This window comes from Candidatus Thermoplasmatota archaeon (genome assembly GCA_030018475.1).
Classification (GTDB): Archaea; Thermoplasmatota; JASEFT01; order JASEFT01; family JASEFT01; genus JASEFT01.
The window spans coordinates 1-24,186 of the sequence record JASEFT010000017.1; the positions used below are offsets into that span (position 1 = coordinate 1).

At 39.7% G+C, this 24,186-nt stretch carries 27 protein-coding genes and 1 tRNA gene; 14 read left to right on the top strand and 14 right to left on the bottom strand.

Features of this window, described 5'->3' with window-relative positions:
* Both QMD21_03445 and thiC read right to left on the bottom strand, forming a co-directional pair.
* The coding region (locus QMD21_03445; protein ID MDI6855824.1) for a radical SAM protein at positions 1–1,037 on the bottom strand (1,037 nt) is incomplete at its 3' end.
* 25 nt (positions 1,038–1,062) lie between these two features.
* The gene (thiC, locus tag QMD21_03450; GenBank protein MDI6855825.1) at positions 1,063–2,325 is read right to left on the bottom strand and encodes a phosphomethylpyrimidine synthase; all 1,263 of its coding nucleotides are present in this window, start codon (positions 2,323–2,325) and stop codon (positions 1,063–1,065) included.
* A 105-nt stretch (positions 2,326–2,430) separates the two neighbouring features.
* Between thiC and QMD21_03455 the strand changes: the two genes are divergently transcribed.
* Genes QMD21_03455 through QMD21_03470 form a run of 4 tightly spaced genes read left to right on the top strand, consistent with a single transcriptional unit; the run spans position 2,431 to position 5,625 of the window.
* The gene (locus QMD21_03455; GenBank protein ID MDI6855826.1) at positions 2,431–3,192 is read left to right on the top strand and encodes an ATPase domain-containing protein; all 762 of its coding nucleotides are present in this window, start codon (positions 2,431–2,433) and stop codon (positions 3,190–3,192) included.
* A complete protein-coding gene (locus tag QMD21_03460; GenBank protein MDI6855827.1) occupies positions 3,185–3,754 on the top strand; it encodes a hypothetical protein in 570 nt (189 codons plus the stop codon). Before QMD21_03455 ends, QMD21_03460 begins: the two co-directional genes overlap by 8 nt.
* A gap of 8 nt (positions 3,755–3,762) precedes the next feature.
* Positions 3,763–4,875 carry a hypothetical protein gene (locus QMD21_03465; GenBank protein ID MDI6855828.1) on the top strand — a complete coding sequence of 371 codons (1,113 nt, stop codon included), beginning with the start codon at positions 3,763–3,765 and terminating at the stop codon, positions 4,873–4,875.
* A 6-nt stretch (positions 4,876–4,881) separates the two neighbouring features.
* Positions 4,882–5,625 carry an RAD55 family ATPase gene (locus QMD21_03470; protein MDI6855829.1) on the top strand — a complete coding sequence of 248 codons (744 nt, stop codon included), beginning with the start codon at positions 4,882–4,884 and terminating at the stop codon, positions 5,623–5,625.
* A gap of 1 nt (position 5,626) precedes the next feature.
* Here the strand turns inward: QMD21_03470 and QMD21_03475 are convergent, their stop codons facing one another.
* From QMD21_03475 to QMD21_03495, 5 genes are all read right to left on the bottom strand, one after another.
* A complete protein-coding gene (locus tag QMD21_03475) occupies positions 5,627–6,853 on the bottom strand; it encodes an ABC transporter permease (GenBank protein ID MDI6855830.1) in 1,227 nt (408 codons plus the stop codon).
* Between the two features lie 3 nt (positions 6,854–6,856).
* Complete coding sequence (locus QMD21_03480) at positions 6,857–7,531, bottom strand: ABC transporter ATP-binding protein (GenBank protein MDI6855831.1); 675 nt, start codon at positions 7,529–7,531, stop codon at positions 6,857–6,859.
* On the bottom strand, positions 7,528–9,084 hold the full coding sequence (locus tag QMD21_03485) for a tRNA uridine(34) 5-carboxymethylaminomethyl modification radical SAM/GNAT enzyme Elp3 (protein MDI6855832.1): 1,557 nt from the start codon (positions 9,082–9,084) through the stop codon (positions 7,528–7,530). Before QMD21_03485 ends, QMD21_03480 begins: the two co-directional genes overlap by 4 nt.
* 206 nt (positions 9,085–9,290) lie before the next feature.
* Entirely contained in the window at positions 9,291–9,593 is a 303-nt protein-coding gene (locus tag QMD21_03490; protein ID MDI6855833.1) for a hypothetical protein, read from the bottom strand.
* Between the two features lie 12 nt (positions 9,594–9,605).
* Positions 9,606–9,839: an Lrp/AsnC ligand binding domain-containing protein gene (locus QMD21_03495; GenBank protein ID MDI6855834.1), complete on the bottom strand. Its 234-nt coding sequence runs from the start codon at positions 9,837–9,839 to the stop codon at positions 9,606–9,608.
* 96 nt (positions 9,840–9,935) lie between these two features.
* On the opposite strand from QMD21_03495, the gene QMD21_03500 reads away from it, so the two are divergent.
* From QMD21_03500 to QMD21_03525, 6 genes are read left to right on the top strand one after another with little or no spacing between them, the layout of a single operon-like run.
* On the top strand, positions 9,936–10,211 hold the full coding sequence (locus QMD21_03500; protein ID MDI6855835.1) for a 50S ribosomal protein L44e: 276 nt from the start codon (positions 9,936–9,938) through the stop codon (positions 10,209–10,211).
* Between the two features lie 10 nt (positions 10,212–10,221).
* A complete protein-coding gene (locus QMD21_03505) occupies positions 10,222–10,386 on the top strand; it encodes a 30S ribosomal protein S27e (protein ID MDI6855836.1) in 165 nt (54 codons plus the stop codon).
* Positions 10,383–11,156 carry a translation initiation factor IF-2 subunit alpha gene (locus QMD21_03510; GenBank protein ID MDI6855837.1) on the top strand — a complete coding sequence of 258 codons (774 nt, stop codon included), beginning with the start codon at positions 10,383–10,385 and terminating at the stop codon, positions 11,154–11,156. The genes QMD21_03505 and QMD21_03510 overlap by 4 nt, the downstream gene beginning before the upstream one ends.
* On the top strand, positions 11,153–11,314 hold the full coding sequence (locus QMD21_03515) for an RNA-protein complex protein Nop10 (protein ID MDI6855838.1): 162 nt from the start codon (positions 11,153–11,155) through the stop codon (positions 11,312–11,314). The genes QMD21_03510 and QMD21_03515 overlap by 4 nt, the downstream gene beginning before the upstream one ends.
* Positions 11,307–12,059, top strand: coding sequence for a proteasome assembly chaperone family protein (locus QMD21_03520; protein ID MDI6855839.1), 753 nt, complete (start codon positions 11,307–11,309; stop codon positions 12,057–12,059). Before QMD21_03515 ends, QMD21_03520 begins: the two co-directional genes overlap by 8 nt.
* Complete coding sequence (locus QMD21_03525) at positions 12,059–12,793, top strand: sugar phosphate isomerase/epimerase (GenBank protein ID MDI6855840.1); 735 nt, start codon at positions 12,059–12,061, stop codon at positions 12,791–12,793. The genes QMD21_03520 and QMD21_03525 overlap by 1 nt, the downstream gene beginning before the upstream one ends.
* Here QMD21_03525 and QMD21_03530 read toward each other — a convergent pair.
* Positions 12,785–13,444, bottom strand: coding sequence for a phosphoribosyltransferase (locus QMD21_03530; protein MDI6855841.1), 660 nt, complete (start codon positions 13,442–13,444; stop codon positions 12,785–12,787). The genes QMD21_03525 and QMD21_03530 overlap by 9 nt on opposite strands.
* Positions 13,445–13,512: 68 nt before the next feature.
* Here QMD21_03530 and QMD21_03535 point away from each other — a divergent pair, with 68 nt between their 5' ends.
* Positions 13,513–14,499, top strand: coding sequence for a tetratricopeptide repeat protein (locus QMD21_03535; protein ID MDI6855842.1), 987 nt, complete (start codon positions 13,513–13,515; stop codon positions 14,497–14,499).
* A gap of 2 nt (positions 14,500–14,501) precedes the next feature.
* Here the strand turns inward: QMD21_03535 and QMD21_03540 are convergent, their stop codons facing one another.
* Positions 14,502–14,720, bottom strand: coding sequence for a hypothetical protein (locus QMD21_03540; protein ID MDI6855843.1), 219 nt, complete (start codon positions 14,718–14,720; stop codon positions 14,502–14,504).
* Between the two features lie 41 nt (positions 14,721–14,761).
* On the opposite strand from QMD21_03540, the gene QMD21_03545 reads away from it, so the two are divergent.
* Positions 14,762–14,933: transfer RNA gene (locus QMD21_03545), tRNA-Leu, on the top strand.
* Here the strand turns inward: QMD21_03545 and map are convergent.
* Positions 14,934–15,818, bottom strand: coding sequence for a type II methionyl aminopeptidase (map, locus tag QMD21_03550; GenBank protein MDI6855844.1), 885 nt, complete (start codon positions 15,816–15,818; stop codon positions 14,934–14,936).
* Positions 15,811–16,512 carry a TraB domain-containing protein gene (locus tag QMD21_03555; GenBank protein ID MDI6855845.1) on the bottom strand — a complete coding sequence of 234 codons (702 nt, stop codon included), beginning with the start codon at positions 16,510–16,512 and terminating at the stop codon, positions 15,811–15,813. Before QMD21_03555 ends, map begins: the two co-directional genes overlap by 8 nt.
* Before the next feature lie 76 nt (positions 16,513–16,588).
* On the opposite strand from QMD21_03555, the gene QMD21_03560 reads away from it, so the two are divergent.
* Entirely contained in the window at positions 16,589–17,218 is a 630-nt protein-coding gene (locus QMD21_03560) for a hypothetical protein (protein MDI6855846.1), read from the top strand.
* Positions 17,219–17,269: 51 nt separating this feature from the next.
* Here the strand turns inward: QMD21_03560 and QMD21_03565 are convergent, their stop codons facing one another.
* Genes QMD21_03565 through QMD21_03575 form a run of 3 tightly spaced genes read right to left on the bottom strand, consistent with a single transcriptional unit; the run spans position 17,270 to position 18,507 of the window.
* Positions 17,270–17,794 (bottom strand): winged helix-turn-helix transcriptional regulator, encoded by a 525-nt coding sequence (locus QMD21_03565; GenBank protein MDI6855847.1) that lies wholly within the window; start codon positions 17,792–17,794, stop codon positions 17,270–17,272.
* Positions 17,795–17,800: 6 nt separating this feature from the next.
* Complete coding sequence (locus QMD21_03570; GenBank protein ID MDI6855848.1) at positions 17,801–18,070, bottom strand: hypothetical protein; 270 nt, start codon at positions 18,068–18,070, stop codon at positions 17,801–17,803.
* 2 nt (positions 18,071–18,072) lie between these two features.
* Positions 18,073–18,507: a carboxypeptidase-like regulatory domain-containing protein gene (locus tag QMD21_03575; GenBank protein MDI6855849.1), complete on the bottom strand. Its 435-nt coding sequence runs from the start codon at positions 18,505–18,507 to the stop codon at positions 18,073–18,075.
* Between the two features lie 328 nt (positions 18,508–18,835).
* On the opposite strand from QMD21_03575, the gene QMD21_03580 reads away from it, so the two are divergent.
* Positions 18,836–24,186 (top strand): hypothetical protein (locus QMD21_03580; GenBank protein MDI6855850.1); only part of this gene is annotated, 5,351 nt, incomplete at its 3' end.

Below are 24,186 nucleotides of genomic sequence, written 5' to 3' on the forward strand. Positions count from 1 at the left end.
GTTGGATATTCTTCAACAATGGAGCATGGAAAAGGCAAAAATTTAGCAATTTTTACAATTATCCAAGGAGCTGTTTCCAGTCTTCTTCTCGCAATATCAATTTCAACAAGTTTTTCAGGGATACTGAATTTTTTTATCAGCTCTTCTCTTACCGCACTTAAATTCTCGCATTCAATAATACCTTTCAGCAGAGTTGCATCTTCAGTAATAATTTCATAATCTTTAACTATATTTTTAGCTCTCCGCATTATTCTGTTTCTTAATTGCACTGAGTCTTTAAAAGCGGAGGAGCAATAATGGAGAGTAATATCGACATCGAGCTTTTTCATTAATTCGAGCGCAAGCGGCTCACTACCTTTAACAGCAGCTGAAATATCGTTTTTTACTTTATAGCCAAGCTTATTGAGAGCTCTATAGTTAGTCTCAGAATATTCCAACTCATTTAAATTGATAAAATCGACTCCAAGCTCGTCAGCCCTTTTTATTAAACTAATAATTTTTGCTTTGTAGTTAGGCAAAGAAGGAATCTCAATACCAATACTCATATTTGTTCTGAGAGCTTCTTTAATGATAATTTCGTAACTAGAATTTTCCAATCTATCCCAGTATTTGATAGGAGGATGAAATCTGATCTCATCCAAACCTGCGCATGCAAGCTTTCTAACCAAGCCTCTCTTAAATTCGCCAGTAGTATATAAATGAATATGGTGCTCTTTTCCAAAAACTTCTTTAATTAATTCTATATAACGCAGAGTTCTTTTTGGAACGAGCATAGGGTCGCCACCTGTGATTCCAGTGCCAAGTGCATTGATAAGCTCAGCTTCTTCAATAATATCATTGTAGCATTTAACTCTTCTTTCATTTGCAAATACCACATCTTTATTTCTTTTCTCTTTAGAAAGTGGGCAGTAAAAACATTTCCTTTTACACAAGCCAGTAACCAGTAACACGAGTTTAGCGCCTTTTGCGCAATATTTACATCCTTTCGGCAGTTTACCAATGACTCTAGAGCCTGCCTGTAAAGTTATAACAACCATATCTTTTTGAAAATATTCGATGCCTCTACTCCAAATACTCCTTCACTATCCTCATTGCGCAGTACTTACCGCACATAGAGCATGTTTCACTGTATTGAGGCTTGCGCTTTCTTCTGTATTCTTTTGCCTTCTCGCTATCAACTGCAAGTTCAAACTGCTTTTTCCAATTTAGAGAAAATCTTGCTTTAGCCATTTCTAGGTCAAGCTTGTAATTCTTGCCTCTTGCTAAATCTGCTACATGAGCTGCAATTCTACTGGCAATAACGCCTTCTTTTACATCATTAACGCTTGGCAGAGCAAGATGCTCACCAGGGGTTACGTAGCACAGAAAATCAGCTCCGTAATAAGCTGCTAAAGCGCCTCCAATTGCACCTACTAAATGGTCGTAGCCTGGAGCTATATCTGTAACAAGCGGTCCTAGCACGTAAAAAGGCGCATTTTTACAAATTGCCTTCTCCATCCTAACATTAGCTTCTATTTGGTTTAGAGGCACATGCCCAGGACCTTCAACTATAACTTGAACTCCTTTCTCTCTCGCTCTTTCTACGAGCTCCCCCACTATTATAAGCTCTTGAATCTGCGGCCTATCGCTTGCATCTGCAATACAGCCTGGCCTCAAACCATCGCCCAGCGAAATTGTGAAAGAATATTTCTCAGCAAGTTCTAGTAAATAATCGTAGTTTTTGTAAAGTGGGTTCTCTTTTTGATTGTGCAGCATCCAAGCAACTAAAAAAGCTCCACCCCTACTAACAACGCCAGTAACTCTTTTTTGAACTCTCAATTTCTCAATGCTCTCTTTAGTAATGCCGCAATGTAGCGTCATAAAATCAACACCATCTTTCGCATGCCTCTCAATAGCGTTGAAAATAGAATCTTCAGTCATGCGCACTATTGCGCTCTTCTTTGCAAATTCTATACCTGCTTGGTAGATAGGCACTGTGCCAACTGGAATATTCGCGCTCTTCAATATTTTCTTTCTAATCAAATCGATATCCCCTCCTATACTCAAGTCCATGAGAGTATCAGTCTTATATTCTATTGCAATTTTAGCTTTCTCCAGCTCTTCTTCTAAATTTGCATAATCAGGCGAAGTGCCAATGTTGGCGTTGATTTTGACTCTAAGCCCGCTACCTATACCTAAAGGTTTTGGAGAGTGAATTGGGTTAAAAGGCAGTGCTATAGAGCCTTTTTTAAACCCCCTATGTATTCTTTCTAACTCTAAATTTTCAGCTTTAGCAACTTCTTTTAGCTGTACTGCCAGTTCTGAAGCTAGTTTGGTAAGAGACATACAGAAATAAAAAAGGCTTTTCTGGACTATGAGCTTTTTCTTTCCCTGAAGGCTCGCTTCATATGCTTTATATACAATGAATAATATTTTTAATACGAGAAAGAAATGGAAAAGCGCTTGCGTTGCGCGACAGGCATTGAGGGATTAGATAATATTTTAAACGGAGGCATCCCAATTGGCAATAGTGTACTTGTTGCAGGCGCTTGCGGCTCAGGTAAAACAACTCTTTCAATGGAGTTTTTAGTTAATGGCGCTAAACTTGGCGATACTTGCATGTTCATTTCTGTTACAGAGCCTGTCTCTAAACTTGTGGAAAACTTAAAAAGCTTCAATTTCTTCGACCCAAAGCTTATAGCTGAAAGGAAGCTAAACCTTTTCGACTTGGGTAGTATTTACGAACGACTAGGTATAGAGAAAAAAGGCTATACTATTTCTAACGTAGAGCCTATTGTAAATGCAATTGAAGATATAACAAAGAAGCTAAATGCTAAAAGACTTGTGATAGATTCTATTACTGCGGTATGCCATCAGTTGGAGAATAGAACTAGGATAAGAGAACTTATATTCAATTTAGGTAGAGTTCTTTCAGCGCTTAAGTGCACTACTTTAATGACTTCTGAAGTACAGCCTACAGGCTCATGGGGCGGTTTGCCAGGAGTAATGTATTCTGTATACGGTATAGAAGAAGCCATTGCAGACGGTATAATTTTACTTGGTACTATAGAAAGGAAAGGCTATATGCTGAGAACTTTACATGTAGTTAAAATGAGAGGCACGACGCACTCACTTGCAAAATATATCCTTGACTTGACTCCAAATGGCGTTGTACTCATACCTTTACTTAAATGGGGTGCTGAAAGTGGCTGAAATTGCTGAAGAAATAGCATCTAAATTAAAGCAGTTAAAGAGCCATGAAGTTACTCTCATCTCTGTTGATATTACTAACTATTTTAAAGTAATACTTGGTGCAATGAGCTATCTTGTAAATCACCGCAAAATGGGCGGAGTCTATATTTCTGCAACCCGTCCCTCTAAAGCTGTTATTTCAAGATTAGAAACTGAGAATGTGAATCTAAGCGATGTTTTATTTGTAGACAGCGTGTCGTATATGAGCGAAGGCCCTCCGCCGCCTGCTGATAACGTAGTCTTCGTTGAGAGCCCTACTATGTTGGAATTGATACTTACTAAAACTGATAGTCTTCTGAAAAGAGCGAAAAGCGAGCACAAGTTTGTCTTCTTCGACTCCGTTAACGCACTTTCAATTTATAACAGTGAAAAGATACTGACAGAATTTTTGCATGTACTAGTCAATGCTCTTAGCGCTAAAGATGCATCTTCTTTGTTGCTTTCTGTTAAAGAGCAAACTCCTAAAGATATTGACGGCTTACTTAGAATGCTGTGCGATAATGTTATAGAAATACGTGGGTGAATAGGAAAATGATATCGGAGCCTTTAACCCAGATAAAATCGGCAGATAAAGTTGTATGGATGACTAGGCCGGCTAGGAGTAAAGAAGTGGTGTCAGAGATTATAGACTATACAATATTATCTCTGGCAACTACTGTTTTCAAAAAACTATCTAAAGAAAAAGCATCTGAGATACTAATGAACGCGGCTGAACTGCTCGGCTCAAAAGTTTACGACGAGTTCGTAACTAAGAAAATCACCACACCTCAAGAATGGTGTGAAAATATTAACGAGCTTATTTTCGAGCCGATGGGCACCACACTTAAATGGGTAAAAGTAACTGATGACTCAGCAGAAGTTGAGATCTTCGAATGCCCTACTTTAGCACGAGCTCTGGCTGCGCCTGAGATTGTATGCCCTTTTTCTTACGGGTTTGGAAGAGCTCTCTGGCGCAAATCATTTCCTGAAGGCGATCTAAAAATGCGCGGAACAATTGCTCTAGGTATGAAAGGGTGCAATTTCCAGTTTATTAAGAAGTCGAGTGAGAGTATGCGTGAAGACCTTAAACGTATGATGCAGCAAGCAGTATTACCTGAGCGTGTTGATGTACATCCCAAACCACTAACTGAATTCACAATTAGAGTAGGAGATTATGCCATACTAGCTCTTACAGATAGTATTTTCGGTAGCCTTGATAAGAACGAAGCAAGCGAAGTTGTTATTACTGCTGCAGAAGAATTGGGAAGATTAGTATTTGAGAAAAGAGTCGGTAAAAAAATTGAAAAATATACTCCTATGGATTGGGCAAGACTCACGAGCGGTTATATCTGGAACTTACAAGGTACTGGAATAGTATTCTCAGAAATTTCAGATGAAAAAATAGTGGCGCATATATTTAAATGCCCTACTCCAGAGCGTGCAGGAAAATCTCCTCATATAGCATGTCCTTTTTCATGGGGCTATGCTAGAGGCGTCTGGAAGAGCATATTTAGCGAAGGTGAGGTGCTCATGGGCGGGACAATGGCGCACGGCGCACCTACATGCCAATTCTTTTTTTATGTGAAGGCAGGCAGGGAGCTTAGTGAAGAGCGTGAAAGAGTGAGAAGATATCTTACTAAAGAAGAGGAGCTAAGATTATTGTAATAAAAAATGCCTACTACAGGTATACCTAAATTGGATAGCGTACTTATGGACGGCATTCCTGAAGGCTTCTCAGTACTTGTAGTCGGCTCGCCAGGCTCTGGTACCGAGCTTTTTGCGAAGCAGTTTGCTGGCGCTGCTGTTAAAGGCGAAAAGGCTCTTTATTTTACAACTACCGAAGGTCATGAGGAAGTAAAGGCTACTATGAGAAGCTATGGGTGGCGAGAGGATATTGAAGTAATAAGTATTGCAACACAATACTATGAGAAGGTACTTTCTAAAGAGCTTGAAGCAAGTAGGCTGAAAAGAGAAGGCTTGAGCATTTCAGATATAGCTAAATTAACACTTGGTGAAGAGCACGAGGAAGTTAATTTTTTAGAAACTTTAACTTACGAGCTTTCTAAGCAGAAGGGCGGGTATAGAGTGGCTATAGACTCTTTAGACTTCTTTTTAGAGCACTATCCAAGTGAAGACGTACTCTCAGCTTTAAGAGCCATTGTGACTCATATCCATTACACGAAGGGTGTAGCGCTGCTCACACTTGCAAAAGATGTTTATGATAAAAGGATAGAAAATGCTATTGCAGCTATAGTAGATTGCTTGATAGAATTAGAGGTTCTTAAAATAGGCACAGGCTTCGAGAATAGATTGATAATAAAGAAAGTTAAGAATCAGCCTCAAAAAATGGCAACTTTGATTTACTCGATAACAGAGAAAGGAATTACTCCTGAGCTGATTACGAGAATAGGGTGATTTATTCATATCTTATAGCTTCAACAGGCGAGACTTTTGTGGCTTTCCATGCCGGGTATAGAGCAAAGATTAGGCAAAGTGGTACGCAGGTATAGAAAGCGACAACCATTGAGTATGGAATAGTTTTAGAAATATTAATAAAAGCGAACATACCTTTAAGATAAACTTTTATTGAACTAACTAACATAAAACCTAGCACACTGCCTATCAAATAGCTTGTTAAAGTGATTATTCCAGCCTCACCTAAAAATATAGCTAATATATGTTTTCGTTCTGCGCCAACAGCTCTCATTATACCAATTTCACGCTTCCTTTCTGTAACAGTCATTATCATTACTACAAGTATGACTACTCCTGCAACAACAAGTGCAAGCAAGTTCGTTATTTGAGTAAGAATATCAAATTGCCCTAACTGACGGTTCGTTAGCTCAACAACATCTGCTAAAGAAACCACCCAAAAATCTTCTATGCCATAATGGCTCTCTTTCAAAACCTCTTTTATTCTACTAGCTACAATATCTATATTCTCGTAACTGTCAACTTCGACAGCTATTTTATCTAACTCATTGCCCTTACCAGTAATATCCATTGCAATAGCTACAGGAATGAACATTGCTCTATCAAAAGACGGCATGAAAAATGGTGCTACTTTATGATTTAAAATACCTATAACAGTAAAATTATAGTTTGTAATATTTACTATACCCTGAGCTCTTACAGTATTATTAAGTATTTTGGCGACTTCGTAACCTACAATCACAGGGATATCGCTACCTTCTTCATAAATATAAGAGTCGTTAAATAACTCACCCCTTTCTAACGTCAATCTAAATATAGAAAAGTATTCTGAGGTTATACCACTTAAAGCAAACGATTTATTAAATAGCGGCAAGAATATACCCCCCTCAATTATAGGGCTTGCATAAACCACATGCTCTGCATTACTAATATTTTCAGAATCTTCAATTGTAAGTGGATATATGTATGGAGTTACACGTTGCCACCCTCCCTGCGCTGATTCTTCATACTTACCGGGCGAGACAAACAGCCAATTAGAGCCTATGCTCTTTACTTCATTAACATAATATTCTTTGAAACCTTCCATCATAGAAATATTCGAGACAATAAGCATTATTGTTATTGTTACACCGATAATTGTAAGAAACGTTCTCCATTTTTTCCTTCTTAATCCGTCAAAGCTACAACCCAAAATTTTAGTCAATCTCATTTTTCAACCTACTATTTTACCATCAGAAATTTTTAATATTTTCTTACAGTAATTTGCTACAGCTTCGTTATGAGTTACTATAAAAATCGTTTTGCCAATATCGTTAAGATTATCGAAAGTAGCCATTAATTCTTCGGTCGTTTTAGAATCAAGATTACCGGTAGGCTCGTCGCATAGCAATAACACAGGGTCGTTTACCAGCGCTCTAGCGATCGCTACCCTCTGCATTTCGCCGCCGCTGAGTTCATTTGGCTTATGGTGCTCTCGCCCCTCTAAACCCACTAATTTAAGTAGAGCTTTAGCATGCTCTAATTCGTTCTTTAGTTTACGCTTTCTTGCAAAAGTTAGTGGTAGTAATACGTTCGAAAATGCTGTCATAGTCGGTACGAGATAGAACATTTGGAAGACAAACCCTATCTTCTCAGACCTTATCTCAGCAAGTTTCTTCTCTGAAAGTTTCGAAAGAGCTTCACCTTCAAACAATACTTCACCTTTAGTCTGCCTATCTAGCGCTCCTAATATATAGAGTAAAGTAGTTTTACCTGAGCCACTAGGTCCCATAAGTGCAATATAATCTTTGGCATTTATCTCAATGTCTATACCGCGCAAGGCATGCACGTAACTCTTGCCTAATTTAAATGTTTTTTCCAATCCTATGCCTTTAACAATTGCTGTCACTTTAGCACCTTACCCATATACCAATCAATTCTTTCGTATCCAAGCTTTCTATAATAATTTCTAGCGCCTACACCACTATTCACGAAAAGTTTGTTTGCTCCAGCTTCTTTAGCAATCCTTTCGCATTCTTTTATAAGCTCTCTACCATAGCCTCGATGCTGCCATTCTTTGCTTCCAGCACTTTTGCCAATTGCTACTGAATGACCAACTACTTTTAGCTCACGAATAATTCCATTATTTTCTAAAATTTCTTTCCAAGGCTTTTTTGGGAATCTTAATCTTGCGTAAGCCACCAAAGCGCTACCATTACTTTCTTCAAAACTCAGAAAAATTTCTTTACCGTTACTTGCATTGTAATCTTCCCTTAATAACTTTATATCTTCTGCTTTAAGCTCTTTATCACCTATCTCTCTGCACCTTATACATTTACATTGCAACCCTAATTGAGTCATTCTTTCTTTAACTAGCTGGCGAAGATTGCTGCTCTTTACCCCTGCAATGATTAGCTGACTTGGAATATCGCGCTGAATCCTTTGAATTCTTATCCATTTGGGTACCTGAGCTTTTACTTTGGCGAGTAACTCTACAGCACTCTCAGTATCAAGCTCTTTGTATTCGTGGGATTTCCATTTCTCGTAAAGCTCTGTGCCCTCAATAACAAGCGTTGGATAGATTTTCAGCATGTCAGGCTTGAATGATTCGCTACTAAATATTTTATTAAAACACTCCAGCTCTTCAGCATTACTCACATTAGGCAGTCCAGGCATTATATGATAGCACACCTTAAGACCTGCATCTTTCAAAATTCTAGTTGCTTTTATAGTATCGTTTGTGGTATGCCCCCTGTTCACAGCTTTTAAAACACTATCATATAGAGTTTGCACGCCAAGCTCTACTCTTGTAGTACCGAAGGCGAGCATTTTTTCCACATGCTCTTGCTTGCACCAATCAGGTCTTGTCTCTATTGTAAGTCCTATGCATCTTGAACTTGCGACTTCATTCTTTTTTTGAGCTTCAATCAAATTTTTGCTCTCTGAATTATTCATTGCGTCAAAGCAGCTCTTAATAAAATATTCTTGATAATCTTGCGCTCTTGCAGTAAAAGTACCGCCCATTACAATAAGCTCAATTTTACTTATCGAATGCCCTATAGCTTTTAACTGCTCCAGCCTTGCCCTCATTTGCAAGTATGGCTTGTAGTCATACATACTAGCTCTTAGTGAAGCTGGCTCCTTACCAGTATAGCTCTGAGCTGTGCCTTTTTCTATACCTCCAGGACAATAGCCGCACTTGCCATGGGGGCAAGCGTATGGCGAAGTCATTACTGCAACAACTGCAACACCTGAAAGACTACGGACAGGCTTGAGTGTGAGTAAATTTTGGATATTAGGAAATTTTGCAGAGTAACTCAAAATATCAGCATCGCTTGGGACTTCAGGAGCAGAATATTTTCTACAGAGCTCTATTTTTATTCTATGAACCTCTTCTTTTGTGCTTGATTTCCTCGCCAGGATCTCAGATAGTATCTCTTTACAAATTTCTGCAGAGGTCATTGTGTTAACATAAAACGATTTGTAGTTTATGAAAGTTTTGGCTGAGCATTTTTAAAAACCGCTGCTTCTTACCCTGATACTTTCAAACTCTCTAACAATTTTTACGAGCTATTTGCCAAATCTAGTAAGCGAATATAAAAAAAATAATCGTCTCCCAGGAGGATAACTTATTTTTGAAGTTACAGAACCAATACGTCTTTTTGCGCTCAGGCTTTCATTATAGCAAGCAAAAATACGCCTACTGCTACAGCACCGCCAATAAGAGCACCTACGATAGCAATAATTGCATCATAGAGTATAAAAAGATTCCAAGAATCTTTAGTAGGTCCGAAGTATACCATAAAGTACCAGAGTAATAAAAGGAATACCACTCCTAGTACTATTAGTCCAGCGCCTATACCTCTGCTTTTACCTGAGCCGAAATAAGTAGCGAAGCAGCCAGCCACTATTGCGCAAATACCTAGAGCTAGGAAGAAAACGCTCCCTAATATTGCTAAATAATCTCCCATTTTTCTATCACCTCAGAACTTTATACCAGTCAGCGTCTTCGTATCTATAACGCCAGGTATTGTCCTTATCTTGTCTATGACTATTTCACCGAGAGCATTGAAATCTTCAGCTTCCACTTTTGCAATTAAATCGTATTCTCCAAAAAGAGGATGTAGCTCTACTATCTCTGGTATTTTCAGCAGCTCGTTGTACACATCATGCTCCTTTGCAGGAGCTGTACTTATCAGCACGAAGCCTATTGCCAAACTCTCACCAAAGAATAGAAATGCTCTAGGTATTATTAAATGTTTCTGAAAAAGAAATCTTAATATTTAATATATGCGCAAGGTATTATGACTACAATGAAATTACCCAGCACTCTCGTAACACATTGCCCTTTCTGCAGAAAGCATGCTGAGCATACAGTGGAGAAAGTAAAGAAGAGGAAAGCCTCAGAGTTAAAGCAGGGGCAGCGAAGATTTAGAAGAGTTACTAGTGGCTATAGAGGATTTCCAAGGGCAAAGCCTACAGGCAGAGAGAAGCCTACAAAAAGGCTCGCTATCAGACTGAAATGTAAAGTATGCAAAAAATCGCATACTAGAAAAGGTATTAGAGCAAAAAAATTCGAGCTCGTATAGGGGGAAAAAAATGACTGGTAAATTCATTAAAGTTAGATGTCAGGACTGTAATAATGAGCAAGTGCTGTTCGATAGAGCTAAAATTCAAGTTAGATGCGCAGTATGCGGTACAATACTTGCCATGCCTAGAGGCGGTAAAGCAGAACTAAAAGCTAAAGTCATCGAGGTTTTATGAAATTATCTGAGTGGCCTGATAAAGGCGAGCTTGTAATAGCTACTGTAAAAGAGCTAAAAGATTTCGGGGTATTTGCAGAGCTCGATGAATACGGCAATAAAAGAGGTTTTATCCATGTATCTGAAATAGCGTCAGGCTGGGTAAGGCATATACAAGATTATATACGTGAGAACCAGAAAGTAGTATGTAAAGTTTTAAAAGTAGATACTGCAAAATTGCATATAGACCTCTCTTTAAAGCAAGTAAACGAGCATCAGAGAAACGAAAAAATCCAGGAATGGACTCAGGAGCAAAAGGCTGAGAAGCTATTTGCAATTCTGGCTGAGAAGCTAAACAAAGATTTGAGCAGTTGCTACAAAGAGTTCGGTCTGCAGCTAATACGAGAATACGGCAATCTCTATCTAAGTTTTGAAGACGCAGCCGTTAGAGGCGAAAAAGGTCTAGAGCAACGTGGTTTCAAAGGCTCTTGGGTAAAGAGCTTTGTAGAAATTGCAAAAGAAAATATTAAGCTGCCCGAAGTTGAAATTTCAGGTGTAATTGAAGTAACCTCGGCTCTTGGCATAGAACGCATAAAAAAGGCTTTATTAGCAGCTGAAGAATCAAAAAACGTTACTATCCAATACATAGGAGCACCCAAGCACAGAATTGTAGTAAAAGCTGAAGATTATAAAACTGCAGAGCAAGAGCTTAAAAAAGCGTTAGAAAGAGCGATGGAAGTTATAAATCCACGCACTGATAAAATATCGTTTACAAGGAATGACAAGAGATGAAAACGAGACTAAGAAAATGCCTACACTGCAACTTATATACTCTAAAGCAAGTATGTAGTAAATGCCACTCCCAAACAACTGTTCCAATACCGGCAAGATTTTCGCCCGAAGATAGATATGGCAAATATAGAAGAATGTTGAGGTCAGGGCATGCGTGAAGTTATTGTAAAATACGTCAGAGAGAAGCCCAAGCTAAAAAGCCCAATACTTATTGAGGGCTTGCCAGGCGTTGGCAATGTAGGCAAGCTTGCCGCAGATTATATTGTAGATGAAACCAAAGCAAAGCTTTTGGCAATAATTTATTCCAAGCATTTACCTCCTCAGGTATTTGTAAATGATGATGGAACAATAAAACAGGTAGATAATAGATTGTACTATTTAGAAAAGCCTGAACTACTAATACTTTGCGGTGACTATCAAGGTTTAACTCCTGAAGGGCAGTACGAGCTTGCAGATACAGTTATAAAGCTTGCAAAGCAGTTCAACGTTAAAAGAGCCATAACTCTCGGTGGCTACGGCGTCGGTAGAATGGTTACCAAGCCTAGAGTAATAGGCGCTACAACATCAGCAGAGCTTGTAAAAGAGATGAAAAATTACGGAGTAGTATTTCCCAAAGGCGAGCCTGGAAGCGGCATAATTGGTGCGAGCGGATTGTTGCTTGGCTTAGGCGCACTTCGCAACATTGAGGGAGTGTGCTTAATGGGCGAAACTGCAGGCTACTTTGCAGATCCAAGGGCAGCGAGAGCAGTTCTAGAAACATTAACTAATATTTTAGGCATTAAATTAGACCTTTCTGAGCTAGAGCGCAAAGCAAGGCAAATAGAAAGAATAACAACAAGAATGAAGGAAATAGAAGAAGCTGAGGTCTCAAAGCGCAGAGAAGAGCTTGGATATATTGGGTAATGAAAATAGCGGTTTCTTCACCTAGTTTTTCACTTACAGATTTTGAAGTTATAGCTGAAAAAATTTCTAAACATTTTAAAGCTTGGGAGATAGTAGCGGAAGGCAAGCATTATTTATGGGATATTAAGCAGAAATTGAGCTCCTACGAATTAGAAATATTAGTGCATGCTCCTCTAAGCGATATTAATATAGGAAGCTTAAACAAGGCAATGATGAAAGAGTCGCTCAAGCAAATAGCTGAGACAATTAAGACAGCGTCTCAACTGGCTTTGAAGCTTGTTACAATACATCCGGCTTGCTACTCGCCGCTTGGCGTGCTTGCTAAAGCTAAAGTAAAAGAGCTCTGCAAGCAATCTTTGAAAGAGCTTGGTAAAGTTGGTAGAGAGTACGGTGTAAGAATAGCGTTAGAGAATATGCCAAAGCAAGATTTTACAATGTGCCATACATTAGGAGAAAGTATTGAGCTTATAAATGATAACGTAGAACTCTGCTTCGATGTCGGACATGCCAACACAGCTAACGCTATAGCTGAGTTTTTAACTTACAGCAAAGAATACGCAGATATCCATTTACATGATAATCTAGGCATCAAAGACGAGCATTTACCGCTTGGAAAAGGCAATATTGATTTCAAAAAAATTCTAAATTTGAATTACAATAATTTCTATGTGATCGAATGCAGAAATTTAGAAGAAGCTGTTGAGAGCAAAAAATATTTGGAGAATTTATTTTAAACACCAATATTCCAATCCTCTCATTGTTTTCATTGCTATTTTACCGTCAGTCTCAAGCTCTTCGAGCATTAGTTGCAATGTTCTCAAATTCATTCTAATATTAAAATTCTCAGCTAACGCTTTTAGAATCTTGCTACTACTGCGTTCTTTTTCCTCTTTTAAAATCTCAACTATAAATGTGCTGAGATCTTCGTAAATAGCCCAAGGATATATAACCCAGCGCCATTTTTTAATTTTATGCGCAATATAGTCAGGCTCTAATTTAGATACTGTTTTGTGGTGCAGCACCGCAGTCCTTATTTCTTTTGGGTTCTGAGCACTTATATAGCGAAGCGCTTTTTCTAGAGTCTCGCCGGTATCTGTGATATCATCTACAACAAGCACTTTTTTGCCGCCTGCATTCACAGCAAGAGGAGCTTGCAACCTAGCCTCTTTTTTGAGCTTTGCTGCGAGCCAATGCTCTATTCTTATGCTTGTAAGCTCAGTTATGTTTAGAAAATCAGATACTATACGTGCAGGTACAAATCCTCCTCTACCTATAGCAATAACAATCTCAGGTATGTAGCTAGAGAGCTTGATTTTACGAGCTAGTTTAGTAGCGAGCTCATAGCTTTTTCGCCATGTGATAAGCTCGCAGTTGAGCTTCTTCATTTTTTACTATAATTTGCAGAGCTAATAATAAATGTTATTAGCGAAGAAGTTAATTCTTATAATGTAAAATGGCTGAGGAAGAAGCGAACGCTTTGGTCAGGAAGGCGAAATTTTTTGCAAGTCAGGGAATGCATAAAGAGGCTATAGAGCATTATCGTAAAGCGCTAAGTATTTGTCCTAATTTTGCAGAAGCTTATAACGAACTTGGTAACGTATATCTTACTCAAAGCAATCTAGAAGATGCTATTAGTTGCTATAGGAGAGCTGTTTTGCACAAGCCTTTTTACACAGAAGCTTGGAACAATCAAGCTGCTACTTTGCTTATTCAGGGAATTTATGACGAGGCTGTAAAATGCTATCAAAAAGTTGTTGAGCTCGAGCCTCGCAATGCCAATGCATGGATTGCGCAAGGCTCCTTAATGCTTAACTTGTGTAGGTACAGTGAAGCGCTAGAGTGCTTCAATAAAGCTTTAGAGCTTGAGCCAAGCTCTCCAGAAGTTATTGCTAGAAGAAAAGAGACTATAAAGAGGCTGGAAGCGAACAAAGCAAAGGAGCTTAAAGCTACTAAAAAGATATGCGTTCTAGGCGATAGTATGGTAGGTAAAACCTCACTTATTCGCAGATACGTCTACGGAATGTTCGTTGATAAATATCTTCCTACTATCGGTGCTAAAGTAACCAAAAAAGTAATCTCAGCCTTTGGCGTTGAGCTTACCCTCAATATTTGGGATATTACTGGTTTAGAGGATTTCAAAACAATTCATCCCACTTATTATTTAGGGGCTAACGGCGCTCTTGTGGTTTGCGACGCTCTAAGGCCCGAAACTCTAGAGCGTCTATCAAATTGGGTGCACTCACTTTTTAAAGTTACAGGTAGAATACCAATTTTAATTCTGGCGAACAAAATAGACTTAGCGCGTAGATTTTATCAAGAAGATTTTATTAAAAGGTTAGCTTCTGAGTTTAGTACCAAATATTTGCTCACAAGCGCTAAAACAGGCGAAAATGTAGAAAGAGCTTTTCTAACGATTGCTGAAGAGCTTGTTTTCAAGTGAATTTATTCCACTGCAATTCTCAGTCCGCCGTCTCTATAGTTAATTTCAATTTTGTCTTTAATATGCCTCGCTAAATTTGATAAGCTCTGATATATTTCTTCTTCTTTTACGCCAAGCGCTTTAGCAGCTTGCGGCGTAGACCATTTGTTGGCAACGAAGTCATGACTTTTTATATATTCATAAAGTCTTTTGTCCAACTCTGTTAGATCTTCGAAGCCCATACAAAAATATATTTATATAGTGAATAATAAATCTATTGCTTGCAGGGGTACCCAAGTTTGGTCTAATGCCAAGGAGCAGAGCTCCTTTACATCTGCTCTTGACAGATCAGAGGGGCAGGGCTTAGGACCCTGTGTCGTAGGACTTCGAGAGTTCAAAGAAGCCTTTTTGGGCTGGCAAAAAGCCTGAGGCTGTTGAGAATCTCTCCCCCTGCACTACGTAATAATTTCACAACCACGCTCAGTTACTATTACAGTATGCTCAGTCTGCGCCACAACAGAGTTATCTACTTCTTGCAGTATGGGGTATCTAGCGACAATAAGCTCTTTCGTTAGCTCTCTGAGCGCAAGTTGGGGGTTATCGACTACCCCGCAGCACCAGCGCTCTGCAAAAGGTAAAGAATGAAAATTTTTTTTGATATATTCAACTAAAATTTTACCTTCTTTGCTGCGTGGCTCTCTATCTCTTACAAACCTGTAAATATTGCCGTAGCCACGTTCATTAACCTTTCCATAGCCATTAGTTGCAAAAGGCTCTATTGCCAATACCTCGCCTAGCTCTATTTTATCAGCCACAGAAGTTCTTACGTTAGGAATTGCTTTTCCACCGTGAAGCTTGTATTGACTTATTGAATGCCCCGTTAAGTTCCTTACAGATTTGAACCCTCTAGCAGTAATTACATTTTCAATGCAAGAGCCAATAACGTTAACTTCTAGGGCAGGCTTGAGCAGCTCTAGCGCTAAATTAAGTGCTTCTACACTTGCTGCGATTAAGTTTCTGTAATTGTCGGTGCCCACTTCTACGGTAATAGCGGTATCCGCAATATATCCTTCTAAATGAGTGCCTAAATCTATTTTCACAACATCGCCTTTTTTCAAAATCGACTTATCGTTAGAACTCGGAGTATAATGAGCAGTAACATTATTTATTCCTATATTTACTGGGAACGCAGGCTTTAAGCCCTTCTTTGTTATGAAGAGCTCTATCTCAGTTACAAGTTCTAAAAGCGGAATTCCCTCCACTGCAAGCTTGCTGCCGTAAGCTCTAGCTTCTGCAGCTACTCTACCAGCTACCCTGTACTTCTCTAATATCTCATTCATTGAGCGTATATCCTATAGATACTTCAGAAGTAGTTTTTAATGTTGCTGCGCCCATTTTTCTTAAGCTACTTAATTTTATTATCTCAGGCTCTAAATTATAAAGTAATTTTTTAAGTCCCTCAACATGCCCTTCGCCAACTACTGCAAGCACTTTTTTGTACTTGGAGCACAAGTTTTGGAGCATGTTTGCCATGTGTTGGTTTCGCTCGTCAATTAAAATTTTCTTTACAGTTGGAAACGCGTTACCAAAAATTTCCATATATTGGTCGTAAGTTTTTTCGAACTTTTCAAGCTCTTCTTCTAACCGCTTTTTTCTGACGAACAATCCAAAAAAGCCGCCTATCACGAGCCTGAGCCTTTCGCTCAGTGCCATACTCTTCCACAGCCTTGCAAAAATTTGTATTCCATCCATATCTATAAATTCTGTTGGAATATTGAGTGTAGCTGCAGTCTCTAGCGCAGCGAGCATTTCGCTACCCACTTTGATACCGTATTTAGAAGCAATTCTGCGCTGAAACAGTGCAAGCAATCTATAAGGTAGAGTAACATCTTTGCTCAAGTGTTGCTCCTTAATCGCTAAGTACCTAGCTCTATCAAGCTCAACGCAAATAATATCAGGCTTCTTTTCTTTAATTACCATCTCTACCTGCTCCGCGATATCAAATACGTGCGCTACACCAATTAAAGTTAGCATTTTTACTGGATATAAAACACAGACTACAAGAATTTTTCTATGAAGAATTTAAGTTTTCAGAGCTGTATATCCATGTATGCACCTAAAAATATTACCAGCATTAGTAATAGCGACTTTAATAATATCTTCAGCGGATGCAGAGCCTGTGCTCAGCAATTTCGAGCATCTAGTGCTAGCGCCGGGCGAATCAGGCAAGTTCAGATTCACGATTAACAATACTTATCCCAGCTCCATGGAGAATGTTAGTATAAGAGCTGAGATTTACAAATACAGCTCTTTTGTAGGCGATGCTAAAAATATAACTGAAATAAATAACGCGCCTGAATTGGAAAATAACATTAGAAATTTTTCGATGATTGAAAAGATTGAAAGTGTTGAGTTCTTAATTTCAACTGCACAAGCCACACCTCACGGGATCTATTTTGTAAGATTGTGGCTTGAATTCGAGTGCAATAAAACTCACTATACAATGTATTCGTTAGGCTATTTCTCTTTCGAAAGTTTAGCGCTGTACCACGAAACAGGAGCGCTCCAGGCTAATTGCAGCGGCGTAATACCAGAGAGCAGTTTTAGAGTTACTGAGCCATGTGCTTATGAGCCTGCTGTAGGGCGATTCGCGCCTCTTTGGCTACTCTGGCTTCTTATAGGCTTGATTGCCGTTTTCAGTATTTTGGCAGTAGCGCTTTATTTTAAAGAAAGGAGATAAGCTCCTCTTTTATCGAACTTGTAGGCAATACTTTTTATGTTTTGGTATTTATTAAACTTTCAACTGCTCCCAGAGCTCTACAAAGCTCTCTGTCAGCTCTTCACCAGCAGGCTTGTACTCAATTAAAAGTCTAAGTACCGCTCTTTTATCATTTATATCGTAGCTCTTTTCGCTACCCTGAGAGCCCACATTCAGCATGCCGGCTTTAACCAATTTTTTAAGATGGAATGAAAGTGTAGAGCCTGAAATATTTAACTGTGTTAGAATATCTTTGTGCCTTGAATTGGGATGCTCTAGGATGAACAGCACTATTTTAAGAGGCATTTTCTGGCGCAGCAGCGCTAGAACCCTTTTATCTCTCGCGCCAATTATTTCCTTGCCAGTGTAATATCTTTTATAGCCGCCTTCTTCAATTGCATTAATAAGTTCGTGCTTAGCCATGTAGTTTAAATGGTGCTCTACTAAACTCAGATGCATACCTAAAATTCTAGAAATTTCTCTTAGATGGATACCTTGATTGCTCTCAATTACTCTATAAATTTTTCTTCTGCTCTCTAACAGGAGTAGTTCTTCCATTTTTATTTATCTTTTTACAATTGCAAGGAACAGCATTACTAGAATAGCGCAATCGAGTAGAACAGCTAAATTAGCAGTGAGGATTGTTTGAAGAGCTGTATGGAATAAGCTCACGCTGGCGAGAGCAGCTTTTGCAAAGAATAGTAGGAATACTGCAGACACAATCAGAAATTTCGCCTTTCCAGCTCTTAGATAAGTCCGTATTGAGATTATCAAAAGAGTCAATGCGAACACTAGGTTCCAAGCGCATATAATATCTAAAATACTACTCCACATATTTACTCACTACCCAATTTCCTCATAAATATTCCGCCCAATATTACAATACCAGCTCCTAAGCATGCCAGCATAAATACGATAAGATCGTTAGCAGGTACTCCAGGTTTAGGCTTCGTTAAAGTTGTGATGAGGTCTTTAGTCTCATCAGGCCTAAGCTCAACAGATTCTGTTTTTGGAATGTAGCCCTCCTTTCTAATAGTTATATTGTAGCAGCCCGGAGCGAGATTGTAAGCTACATACCTGCCTGCGAAATCTGTTAGATAGGGCTTGTTGGCAATTATCACCAAAGCATCTTCTATACCAAAGCCTTCTTCATCTACCACTCTACCGTTAAGCACACAGTTTTGGTTTTCAGCGCTGGCAGTTAGGCTCAGGAGCCAAGCTGTTAAAAGAGCCACTAAAATACAAAATACCAACAGTGCTTTTCTTTTCATATCTTTTTCAACTCCCTTATTAAAATGGCACTGTGAATATATAAAAATTCAGCTAGTTAAACCACTATAGTGACTGCTAAACATGCAATGGTAGCTATCGTTCCTGTTATCGTAGCCATTAATTCAGCGCTCATTTGATATAACCTATCCTCTCTCAGCTCCTATTCATCTTTTACTTGAATTTCTTAGTTGCTGAGAACCTAAATCGCTACTAAAAAGCGCTTTCTATTCGAAAACTGTACATAAAACTTTATATAGTAGAACGTTAATAACAGAATTCAACTCGAGAAAATCGACTAAAAAAACCCAAAAAGGTGTGAATGAAAAAATGTCAAGAAGAGATGGGATTAGTAAGAAGTACCTTGTAGCAAGTTTGATTGGCGCAGTATTGGTTTTGGTAGTGCTTGCAGTCATTCTGCAAGCAGCAACAACTATAGAGAAGGGTATGACTGCAGATGCAGGGCTTAGCGCACCCGTATATATAAGGGCGAGCAGCAACCCCGTAGCAGTAATGAATCTAACTGTGACGAATGGTACAAGCGGTGCACTGAAGGTAGACTTTGTGAATATAACATTCACAAACGTGACGTGGTTCGATAAAAGCAATCTTTCTAGTTTAACTGCAGGCACTGACAGTGGTGTGGCTCTGTATAACGATACAAATGGCAATGGTGTTTGGGATGCAGATGAAGGTCTTGCAGAATATACTGATATACCAACTTGGACTGATGTTGATTCAGATGGTGATGGTGCTACTGACGACTGGAGAGTGAACTTTACGAATCCAGGCCCCTCTCTGATGGCGGAATGGAATTTTATCGTTGTAATCAGGACAAGCGATAGCATTAAGAACGGAACACAGTTTAATTTATCCATTCAAGCAGATCAAATAGGCGGTACTGATGAAGTAGATACGTATACGACATCACCTAGCGCTGATATCTGGCGAGATCTTACTATAACTGCAGATACGATTATACCAAGTGTTACCAATACAGCGGTTAAGTATCCCGTCTACAGAGTAAATGCACTCGGTCAGCAATATGCAAGAAGGGGCGATGTACTGAATTTGACTTGCGATGTTACTGATAATTTAGCGGGCATCGAAGCTGTAAAGATCAATACAACATTAATCAATTCTACGCTTGGCTGGGCAACAATGACTGCTGGCGCAGGTAACGAATATTACTTAGAAGTAGAAGTTGATGTTGCTGCTGACGGCTTGTTCGATTTGTATATAAATGCTACAGACAAAGCCCTTGATTTCGATGTAGACAGTGGAACAATAGGTAACCATAACACTACGGAATACATTCGAGTAAGGCTCGATACCGAGGTAGCTAATGGCACTACAAAAGCTCTAACTTGGGATGGTCATCCTTGGGTGAAAGAAAGTGGAAAGTATGCAATATTTGGGTTTAATGCAACTGCAGATGCAACAGGGTATACTCTCAAATATGTTAATGTGACTTTCACAAACGTTAAGGACTTTACAAAAGAAGACCTTCTAGCTCTAAGCACGACAAGTGGCGACTCCGGCGTCGGGATATATCGAGATGATGGCTCAAAAGATGATGTTCTTGATGGTGGAGATACTAGCTTAACCCTTACAAGCATTAGTTGGGATGGTCTTACATGCAGGATGGAGCTTTCAGAGGCTGTCCCCACGAGCGTTGCAGGTCTCTACCAATGGTTTGTTGTGATTCAGACAAACAGCACTATAACAGAAGGGGATCAATTTAAAGCTACAATCTTACCGAATGATATTGTGTATTCAGATGGTACTAAGCAGCCTCCAGAAGCTGTAGCAACTGCTACGCTAACAGCGGATGTGACAACACCGACTACGCCAACGATGAATCCGGAGCCGAAGTACACAAAAGGCGATAAAAATAACGTTTCTTGTAACGACGTTTCTGATGATGGCTCACCAACCTATTATTACTTTGAGTGCAATGATACCGAAGATTTTGGGGCACCAATTAAAAATAGCGGTTGGGTTGACGTTCCTTGGCATAGCTTTACAGATTTGAAAAATAATAAGACATATTGGTATCGGGTGCGCGCGAAAGATGCTGTGGGACATGTAAGCGCGCCTTCTACGGGGCCGCCATACAACAACTCGACTCAAGATTACTACTGGGCAGATTATCCAAATACAGTAATTGCTATAGGCGAGCCTAAGCACGGCACGGGTCCGACTTATATAAACAATACCACTCCGTTTAAGTTCACTTCCACAGATAATGTCTCGGGCGTATGGAAGATAGAGTGGAGAGTGACTAATACAAGTGGGGATGTAACTGATTGGAACGTAACTATACTTACAACAGCACCAAGCACTTTATCAGCAACAACTGGAGATTTTACCTTAGCACCTTATAATTTACCAGATGGACACTACAATATTACTTTCAGAACTTACGATTGGGCTTACAGCAATGTAACTGGCTACACAACAATACCCTCAACGCCAGACGATCCTAACATAGAGCTAAACGAAACGAAGTGGATTTATCTGGATAACACGCCGCCAGATGTTACCGCAGTCGAGGCACAAGTTACATGGGTCTCGCCAGTAGGTCAAAACTGGACTCAAGGCACTTGGAATAATGTTACATGGACTGCAACTGACGGTACCGGAGCTGGTATAAAAGCCTATAACGCTTCAATAGATAACGAGCATCCGTTTATTGAATGGATTTCTACAGGGCATGATCCGGCTACAGCATGGAAACAGGGTAGCGGATCATATAACACGTTAGAAGATCCTGAGTACTGGATTAACTGGACTGTATATTGGGCTGACGATGATGATAACAATACAGGCTGGTGCAATTGGACTGATTTAGTTAGTGGTGCAAAATATCGCTTCAATGTTACTGCGATGGACGAGCTTGGACAGATAGGAGTATATTCGTACAAGTTCCTAGAAGTTAATTCTACACAGGATAACGATGCGCCTGCTATTGCAGAAGGCTATCCTTTAATAGGCGATCCCAAATATAGAGCAACTGCTGATGACCCTTATAACGTCACAACCAAGCCAAACGAAGCTTGGTCTGCAGGCACGCCAATTACAATAAAGGTTATAGACAAGCCAGATATTGCAGGTGACTCGCTCCCGATAACTCATTCAGGTATAAATATCACTTGGTACAACATCAGTTGGAGTGACAAACCGGAGGGCAACTATTATGAAAGCGCCATAGGAGTTGATACTATAGCAGTAGATTTAACAGGCTACTCGGAAGACACAGAATATACAATCTACTATGGGGCAAGAGATAATGTGACTTGGAATGTAACGCTTGGTAAGTTTGTAATCTGGATAGATGATAGCGAGCCAGACAAGAGCCACAGTATAGGGGATCCAAAGTATGGTAGTCCGGCGAATATTACGAACGCTACGCCTATTACAATAAGCGGCTCAGATAAGCCAGACCACTGTGCAGGAGTGTACAGCGTGCAGTACAGATATAACTATACGGAAGGCGGCGGCTCTTGGAGCGATTGGATTGTGGTGAACGATACCAGTACGACATTTACTTTTGACGATCTAGGTCTGACAACTAATGGGCTTTACCAAATCGAATATCATGCAACAGATAAGTTAGGCAACAGGACTGATACTCCTGGTTCTTTCTATGTAAGACTTGATACTCTATCACCGACCGGAAACTTAGCTATTACAGGCACACCGGTCTACAAGGATTACTTTATTAACAGTACAACAGTGCTTACGATATGGGCAAATAATTCTGCAGGTGTACACTTGATATGGTATATCATTAATACGACTTATTACGAGCGAGACATTGCAGGAAATGATACAAACGCCTCCATCACGTTTAGAGTGCCTTCTACTTTTGCAGAGGTTGAGCATACTATAGAATACGGCGCAAGAGATACCGTAGGAAATAATGGTACAATCGGAACTAAAAACATATTCCTTGACAATTCGCCTCCAGCATTGATTGAAATAAAGCCTCAGGTAGATTATCATTACGGCTGTCAGAACTGGACTAGAGGATTAAATAATACTGTAACGTTTAGCGCTACCGACGCGGGCTCTGGGCTCCATGCTGTGCCATATTGGTGTCAGAAGGGTTATGACGACGCGTTCTCATCGTCGCCTGAAAACTCAGGCTGGATTCCGACTAACTACCAAGTATGGAATACAGATAACAGTACTTGCGCAGACGGTGAAAAATACTATTACAGGTTCAGAGCAAGAGATAATCTAGGGCAGTATAACACGACAAGCGGAGGAATGCAGACAACTACGTCCCAATGGTCTTATATAGTTAACTCTACGCAAGACAACAGCGACCCAACTTTAGATACGCCATGGGTTAAAACTCCAAATTACAAAAACGCTGCAGATACTTACTATAACATTACAAGAGCCACAGAGCTCCAAATTAACGCAACTGATAGATTATCTAATGTTTCTGGCATAAACAAGATCTGGTATATAGTAGAATATGATGATTATTCTCAATACTATCAGATATTCTATGACCCTGCTAACCAGAGCAGCATTACTAGGAACAGAATAGTCGCGTGGTATATTACATTCACACTAGATGCAGACTATCAAGGAGACGGCTGGTATACTATAATCTACGGTGCTGAAGATAATGTAGGAAATAACAATACTACAATAGATAAGTATTTGGTGTGTATAGACACAACACCGCCAGAGTCTCACGTTACCACAACACCACGCTGGAAAGCAGAGTATGGTACGCTTACCGTCGACGGTACTGCAAGCGATGCATATTCTGGTGTGTATAACGTATCACTCTACTACAAGTATGCACTTAACAACTCTACAGATTTCTCAGCGCTTTCGTGGATATTCTTCGATGTAGATACTGACGGTAGTGACGGCTGGTCATGGGCCTTCACCTTCCCAGAAGGGAACGGCACGTATTGGCTGTGCAGTGTGGCATACGATAATCTAAGCAACGGACCTGAACCCTATCCAGCTGAAAAAGATACCTGGGTGGGTCTTGATTGCTATGCGCCATTTGAGAGCGATATTTCAATCTCGCCATATTGGTGGAATACTGCTATACAAATATCCTACGATGCAAGAGATAACATTTCAGGCATACATAACCTTTCATTCTACGTTAGAACCTCAACAAATAACTCAAGCTGGAGCGCTTGGGCGTTGGCTGGCTGGATAATATTTGATCCGGATACATTCGAGGCAATAGGTACTTGGTCATATACACCTACAGCTGATTACTATTTACAGTTCTGCGCGTTAGCACAAGACAAAGCTTCGACTTGGGACGTTACGCCTCCGCCAGAAGGTGATGTGCAAGAAGCGCTTGCAGGGTACGAGGTAACGAAGCCGATAATAACAAGTGTTCCAATTAGTCCGTCAGTTCCAAACGGCGATAACGGATGGTACACTTCAAATGTAACTGTAAATGCAGCAGGCGCAGATGAAGGTACTGTCCAGTCTGGTTTGAATTATATAGAGTGGGAAAAAATAGATCATCCTACAAATACTACCGTTGATAGTGGAATATTCTACTGGTATGAAACAGCGTCACTTCCTTTAGCAGACGGCAGATGGATAATAAAGTTCCGTGCAGTAGACAACGCAAGCAATGTAGGGGAATGGACTGAGACAGGACTTATCAAAATAGACACGATACC